Annotated in this window: 8 protein-coding genes; 3 read left to right on the top strand and 5 right to left on the bottom strand. The window is 43.4% G+C overall.

Annotation, left to right across the window (positions count from 1 at the left end; all coding sequences use genetic code 11):
- Nucleotides 1-268: 268 nt before the first annotated feature.
- On the top strand, nucleotides 269-1,186 hold the full coding sequence (locus tag QUB14_RS27890) for a fructosamine kinase family protein (protein ID WP_333221370.1): 918 nt from the start codon (nucleotides 269-271) through the stop codon (nucleotides 1,184-1,186).
- Nucleotides 1,187-1,265: 79 nt separating this feature from the next.
- Here the strand turns inward: QUB14_RS27890 and QUB14_RS27885 are convergent, their stop codons facing one another.
- On the bottom strand, nucleotides 1,266-2,966 hold the full coding sequence (locus QUB14_RS27885) for an ABC-F family ATP-binding cassette domain-containing protein (protein ID WP_333221372.1): 1,701 nt from the start codon (nucleotides 2,964-2,966) through the stop codon (nucleotides 1,266-1,268).
- Nucleotides 2,967-3,305: 339 nt separating this feature from the next.
- Between QUB14_RS27885 and QUB14_RS27880 the strand changes: the two genes are divergently transcribed.
- Nucleotides 3,306-3,725, top strand: coding sequence for an element excision factor XisH family protein (locus tag QUB14_RS27880; RefSeq protein WP_333221374.1), 420 nt, complete (start codon nucleotides 3,306-3,308; stop codon nucleotides 3,723-3,725).
- Complete coding sequence (locus QUB14_RS27875) at nucleotides 3,713-4,081, top strand: XisI protein (RefSeq protein WP_333221376.1); 369 nt, start codon at nucleotides 3,713-3,715, stop codon at nucleotides 4,079-4,081. Before QUB14_RS27880 ends, QUB14_RS27875 begins: the two co-directional genes overlap by 13 nt.
- A gap of 78 nt (nucleotides 4,082-4,159) precedes the next feature.
- Here QUB14_RS27875 and QUB14_RS27870 read toward each other — a convergent pair whose 3' ends face one another.
- The 4 genes from QUB14_RS27870 to QUB14_RS27855 form a co-directional block, all read right to left on the bottom strand.
- Nucleotides 4,160-4,546: a GUN4 domain-containing protein gene (locus tag QUB14_RS27870; RefSeq protein ID WP_333221382.1), complete on the bottom strand. Its 387-nt coding sequence runs from the start codon at nucleotides 4,544-4,546 to the stop codon at nucleotides 4,160-4,162.
- A gap of 3 nt (nucleotides 4,547-4,549) precedes the next feature.
- The gene (locus tag QUB14_RS27865; RefSeq protein WP_333221378.1) at nucleotides 4,550-4,882 is read right to left on the bottom strand and encodes a hypothetical protein; all 333 of its coding nucleotides are present in this window, start codon (nucleotides 4,880-4,882) and stop codon (nucleotides 4,550-4,552) included.
- Between the two features lie 37 nt (nucleotides 4,883-4,919).
- On the bottom strand, nucleotides 4,920-5,339 hold the full coding sequence (locus tag QUB14_RS27860) for a GIY-YIG nuclease family protein (RefSeq protein ID WP_006634967.1): 420 nt from the start codon (nucleotides 5,337-5,339) through the stop codon (nucleotides 4,920-4,922).
- A gap of 290 nt (nucleotides 5,340-5,629) precedes the next feature.
- Nucleotides 5,630-5,908, bottom strand: coding sequence for a hypothetical protein (locus QUB14_RS27855; RefSeq protein WP_333221380.1), 279 nt, complete (start codon nucleotides 5,906-5,908; stop codon nucleotides 5,630-5,632).
- Nucleotides 5,909-6,091 lie beyond the last annotated feature (183 nt).

The raw sequence follows: 6,091 nt of genomic DNA, 5'->3' as shown, positions 1-6,091 counted from the left end.
ACCTCTGTTTCCACATGGTAATCATGATGACTTAATTCTATGCAGTCTTCAGGGTTTTTCACCCTCACAACTTTTCGCTTGTTAAACGCCCCTGTGGCGAAGATATTTGACCCGTCACTGCATCTCGAAAATAGCTCGATGTCTGGAACCATATTTAAACTAAAGCTCCTATCTATACAGATAGGAGCTTTGGTGTTTTTGCTAATTAAGTTTTAAGTTGCTATACCTGTTAAAGTAATTCCGATCGCCCTCAATACAATTTGATTCGATGTGGGATAAAATTGCCGCACGCATTGCCGAAGTAACAGGAGACAAATTTTCGATCGACAATCGCCGTTCCGTCAGCGGTGGCTGCATCAATCAAGGCTATTATATCAGCAGCAGTGCCCGCGCTTACTTCGCGAAATTAAATCCAGCTTCCCAAGTCGCGATGTTTGAAGCCGAGGCTTTGGGTTTGCAGCAAATGCGGGCAACCCAGACGATTCGAGTACCTGAGCCGATTTGCTGGGGAACTGAGGGGAATTCAGCTTATATTGTGCTGGAATGGCTGGATTTGGGAAGCCGCGGGGGCGATCGAGCTTGGGAGGAAATGGGGCGCCAACTGGCTGCGATGCACAAATACACCCCCCCCAACCTCCCCTTCGCAAGGGGGGGAAAAAAGCCTAATTCTGCTCTGGTGAGGGGATGTTTTGGTTGGGATATTAATAATACGATCGGATCAACTATACAAATTAATAATTGGACGGCAAATTGGGCAGAATTTTGGGCCGAACATCGGATTGGTTATCAGTTAAAATTGGGTAGGGATCGGCGCGGCCATTTTCCGCAAGGGGAACGTTTATTAGAGATGATTTCTCAATTGTTAGCTGGTTATGAACCTCAACCTTCGCTAGTTCACGGGGATTTATGGGGGGGAAATGTGGGGGTGACATCTGCGGGGGAACCGGTGATTTTTGACCCGGCGGCATATTTTGGAGATAGAGAAGTTGATATTGCTATGACTGAGCTATTCGGTGGATTTCCTAGGCAGTTTTACCGGGGATATAATCAGGTTTGGCCTTTGGATGCAGGGTATGAACAACGCATAACTATTTATAATCTGTATCACATTTTAAATCATTTTAATTTGTTTGGTGGGAGTTACGAGTCCCAGGCGAATCAAATGATTAATCGAATTTTGGGTTAGTTAAGAATCAGATTCTTTTTTAACTGCCGCTGCACGCAGATAAACGCGGATTTAAGGTTTATCTGCGAGGGTTGCAAGTTTATTTCTGCTTGGCAGCAGCTTTTTTCTTTGCTTCTTTTTCGGCTTTTTTAGCTGCTTTTTCAGCTTCTAGTTTGGCTAACTTGGCTAGCTCTTTTTCTTCAGCTATTTTATCGAGATAGTAGTGGTAATCTCCCAAATAAGTGCGAAACTCTCCATCCCGGATTTCGACTATTTTGTTGGCGACTTGGGAGATGAAATAGCGATCGTGCGAAACGATAATTACGGTACCGTCATAATTCTGAATCGCCTCTTCCATCATCTCTTTCGCCGGAATGTCGAGGTGATTTGTCGGCTCGTCCAAAATTAGTAAATTCACGGGAGTCAACAGCATCTTTGCTAAAGCCAGACGGGCTTTTTCTCCGCCGCTCAAAGCGCCGACTTGTTTGAATACTGTTTCGCCGGTAAACAAGAACCGCCCCAACAAAGTCCGAACTTCTTCATTTTTCCAGTCGGGTACTTCGTCGTGAATGGTTTCGATCACGCTTTTATTCAAATCTAAGGCTTCTGCCTGATTCTGTTCAAAGTAACCGGGGATGACGTTGTGGCCTCCCAATTTGACCGTACCTTCAGAAGGCTTTTCTAAGCCCATAATCAGTCGCAGCAGGGTGGATTTGCCCGCGCCGTTGGGGCCGAGAAAGGCTATACGATCGCCCCTTTCAATTAATAAGTCTGCTCCCAAAAATAGGATTTTTTCGCCATAGGTGTGCACCAAATCTTCAATTATTGCTACTTCGCGGCCGCTGCGGGGTGCGGGGGGAAATCGGAAATGCAAAGTTTTTAATCCGCCGGTGGGCGCTTCGATGCGTTCGATTTTATCTAACTGTTTCTCGCGGCTTTTGGCTTGGGTGCTGCGAGTGGCGCTGGCGCGGAATTTTTCAACAAATGCTTGCTGTTTTTCGAGTTCTTTTTGCTGGCTTTCGTAAGCGCTAAGTTGGGCTTCTCTGGCTTCTGCTTTTTGCAGCAGGTAGGAGGAGTAGTTGCCGAGGTACGTGCTGGAAACGCCGCGTTCGGTTTCGACGATTTGGGTGCAGAGCCGATCGAGAAATTCTCGGTCATGGGATACGATTACCATCGGGGTTGTCAGCCCTTTCAGGTAAACTTCCAGCCATTCGATGGTTTCTAAGTCGAGGTGGTTGGTAGGTTCGTCTAGTAGCAGAATGTCAGGTTTTTGCAGGAGAATTTTGCCCAAACTCATCCGCATTTGCCAGCCGCCGCTGAAGGCGCTGACTAATCGATCGCCATCTTCGGGTTCAAATCCGATTTCTGGTAAAATTTTCTCGATTTGGGCTTCTAAACCGTAGCCGTTCAAGCCCTCAAATTGTCTTTGCAGGCGATCCATTTTGTGGATCAGTTCGTCGAGATTTTCTGGGGTGGAGTTTTCCAAGTCTCGATGGACTTGCATCAGGGATTCGTGGACTTCGTTGGCTTCGCTGAAGGCGCGCCAAAATTCTTCTTTGACGGTGCGAGTTGGATCTACTTCAAATTCTTGGGAGAGGTAGGCGATGTGGAGGCTGGCGGGGCGAATGACTTCGCCTGCGGTGGGTTCGATTTCGCCGGCGATGATTTTGAGTTGGGTGGATTTGCCGGCACCGTTAACGCCTACTAAGCCGATGCGATCGCCTGGCTTGACTTCCCAGGTGACATCTTTGAGTACGACGCCTGTGGGGTAAATTTTACTGATGTGTTCGAGTCGCAGCATTGTTGTGGGGACTGGGGAAGGGCAGGTTTAGCGGCGGATGGGATGCCGGCGCTGAGGTCGAGTTAATCTTAACAAATTTTAATTATATTTAGACACTGGCAATATTTTGATTTGGTGGGACTTACGCGAAGACACCGGGTTTCTATGAAAAATCGCAGATTCTCAGCTAGAGATATACGAAGAAACCCGGTTTCTGGCCTCGACGTGGGTGCAGGACTATTTGGGTGGGCCGAGCGGGCGAGCGTGTTGTTTCAGATTGAATTTCTCGAATAATGGTTGAGACTTCTGCACATTATAAATAATAGTGAGTGTCAACCTCGATCGCAAAAGAGAGCGATCGTGCCAGCAAGAGACATTTATCATCAAGTTGTCAAACAGGCTTTCATTAAGGCTGGCTGGACAATTACCCACGATCCGTATCCCTTGGCTTGGGCGAAGAGAAACCTATCGATCGATCTTGGTGCCGAACAGCTATTAGCTGCTGAGAACAACGATCGCAAGATAGCCGTTGAAGTTAAAAGTTTTATCAGAGAGTCTAGAATTGCTGATTTAGAGCCTGCTTTGGGTCAATATACTCTTTACTATGACCTCTTAAAACGGACGGAATCAGAAATACAACTGTATCTTGCAATTCCACTAAATGCTTTTACAGAGCTTTTTGAAGGAGAAAGTTTTGGTCAGATATTGCTAGATAATAACCGCCTAAATTTGGTTATTTTCAACCAAAAAATAGAGGAAAGAGTACAATGGATAGCTTAAATAATTATCGCCAACTTGTTAAGCAGATCCTTACTGAATACGCAGAGATTCCCGTTTTTGACAGTGCGACGCAAAATGAAATAATTTTTGATTTGGAAAATGACCGTTATATGTTAATAAATATAGGTTGGTTTAATGAGCAGCGCATTCACCATTGCGTGATTCATATTGATATTATTGACGGTCAGGTGTGGATTCAAGCAAATAATACCGATCGCCTGATTGCTGAGGAGTTAGTTGCAGCGGGAGTTCCTGCCGAATCAATTGTTTTGGGGCTTCAACCGCCTGATGTTAGACCTTATACTGCTTATGGAGTGCCTACTAGGGAGCAGCAGCGAGAATCTTTGAAAGTATGATGGAGTGGAAGCGATTTGAGTGGGAGGGCGAGTCCCTACGGGATAGCTTCGCTTCACGTACTTCAAAAACTTTGTAATTTATTCTCTCGCCACTGCCGTCCCTCCCATGAGCGTACAGCATTTTGTCACTCTATTTAATAACATAACCTGGTGATTGTAACCTGTCATACTATCTACCCACAGTATTTTTGGTAAGTGACCACTTGGTGCTGAATGGTTAAAAATTAAAGAGTCTTGATCCCATTTAAGCTGTTTTTTGAACGCATCCTGTGTTTTTAAAACAGTTCTGAGATGAACTTCTTCTTCTGGCATATTAATTTTTTCTTTACGATTGAATTCGACAATCTCTTTATAAAATTGTGTATATAGCTGCAGATTAATGTCGGATTGGATTCTAAATCCAAAGTGTCCACTACTGTATTTTACCCAAAGCCTCTCCATTGTACAGATATCAGTGCAGGGAATTCTTTATACACGATCTTCATAGATTTCTTGATCGACACCGATATCAAGATAAAAAAATTGATTACGAATGTTACCAACTTCCTTCTGAGGATAAATAAGCTTAGTGAAAATAGTAATTATTTCCTTATTCGCTGATTCAAAATCTCCTAACGCTAGGAAATTACGGAGTGTTCGATAATCTATTCCTACGGCTGAACTGAGATCGTCATTCAGTTGACTTTCATCAACGGTAGGGAATTTCGGCTTGCTACTATTCCCTTGAACTCTGTTAGAGGGATTAGAATTTACCCAAACCACAACCAAAATTACTACTATGATGATAATGAAGACCCACATATAACGCTTACCTCCTCCTGCACAAAATCAGTATAGTTTAATCTTCCAGTTGAGATCCAAAGACATCCTCTTCTCTCAAGCCTTTGGGCAATTTAGCACGAATTAAGTTTGCCAGAGGTCTATCTTCTGCCTTTGCATCTATATAAGCAGCTTCAATTAACTTATTCTCCTTTGTTTCCAGATAAGCAAAGTACAAGGCTTGGGTAGGATCGCTAGGAAGCTGTTTTTTATTTTTCAATAATCCAGCAATAACCTTGTTCCCTTTTCCGGTCAAATGGGATTGCAATCTTCCCCGAATACTCCTTCCCGACCTTCCTACATAATGGGTGTGATAATTATTTCCGGTTTTAGTAGAGATCGCATAAACCCCTGATGAGTTTGGCGATCTGCCCACTGCTTGAGTGTTGAGTTCGCCTTTGCTGTCGAAGTTGCACTCGATCCATTCACTCCATGCCATTTTTCTAAATTTCCTTTTGTGATTGATCTTTCACATTCCTATCTCCTTGAAACAAGGTAACAAGTCTGCCTCAGCTTTACCAGCGATAAAAAGTGACAAAAAGTGATAATAAGTAGCAACTATTAAAAATTCTGCTAAAATCTACCCAGAGTTGAGGTAAATGCACGGGCAAAATGCTGTGCGCCCGCCAGCACAACCTCAAGTCTGATACTACTTTTAAGAGGATTTAACCGATGAATGCCGAGGCTGCTCTGGCTATTGTCGAAACAGTCTTAGTAAGATTGCTTTCTTTATCCTCCATAATTCCCCCTACCATAACCCCCGCTACCATAGCCTGTTTTTTTTGCTATCTGTAGCATGGTTGATTGATTTGACTTTACTTTTTTTATTTCTCTTTCTACCCTCTCTCTTTCTGCCTTGTCTGCTATTCCGATTTGCTCTTCAAATTGAGCTATTATTGTCGAATTTGGAATCTCAGAAACCTGTGAGGGGGATAAAATTCCTTTAGCCAAAGCCAAAGCAATCATAACATTCTGAATTGTTTCGGCAATGTTGTATGGTAAACTCACTTCTTTTAACTCCTGTGCGTTTTGAAATGTGCCAACATAATTTATTTATAGTAAAGCTTCATCTTGAGGTGAACCAGTGATAAATAGTAACAAATAGTGATAATAAGTATAGCGTTTCTCAGATAGATGAGGTACAATAACAGCAGTGAGTAAACCAATTCCTCATATCGGATAATGTAACTT

The sequence above is a fragment of the Microcoleus sp. B3-D2 genome, from assembly GCF_036705345.1.
In the GTDB taxonomy this organism is placed as follows: Bacteria; Cyanobacteriota; Cyanobacteriia; order Cyanobacteriales; family Microcoleaceae; genus Microcoleus.
This window is presented reverse-complemented; position numbering and strand designations above follow the sequence as displayed.

Excerpts from the sequence above, each read along its gene's own strand:
- QUB14_RS27890 (WP_333221370.1), top strand. The coding sequence starts at position 269 with ATGTGGGATAAAATTGCCGCACGCATTGCCGAAGTAACAGGAGACAAA.
- QUB14_RS27885 (WP_333221372.1), bottom strand. The coding sequence starts at position 2,966 with ATGCTGCGACTCGAACACATCAGTAAAATTTACCCCACAGGCGTCGTA.
- QUB14_RS27875 (WP_333221376.1), top strand. The coding sequence starts at position 3,713 with ATGGATAGCTTAAATAATTATCGCCAACTTGTTAAGCAGATCCTTACT.
- QUB14_RS27865 (WP_333221378.1), bottom strand. The coding sequence starts at position 4,882 with ATGTGGGTCTTCATTATCATCATAGTAGTAATTTTGGTTGTGGTTTGG.
- QUB14_RS27860 (WP_006634967.1), bottom strand. The coding sequence starts at position 5,339 with ATGGCATGGAGTGAATGGATCGAGTGCAACTTCGACAGCAAAGGCGAA.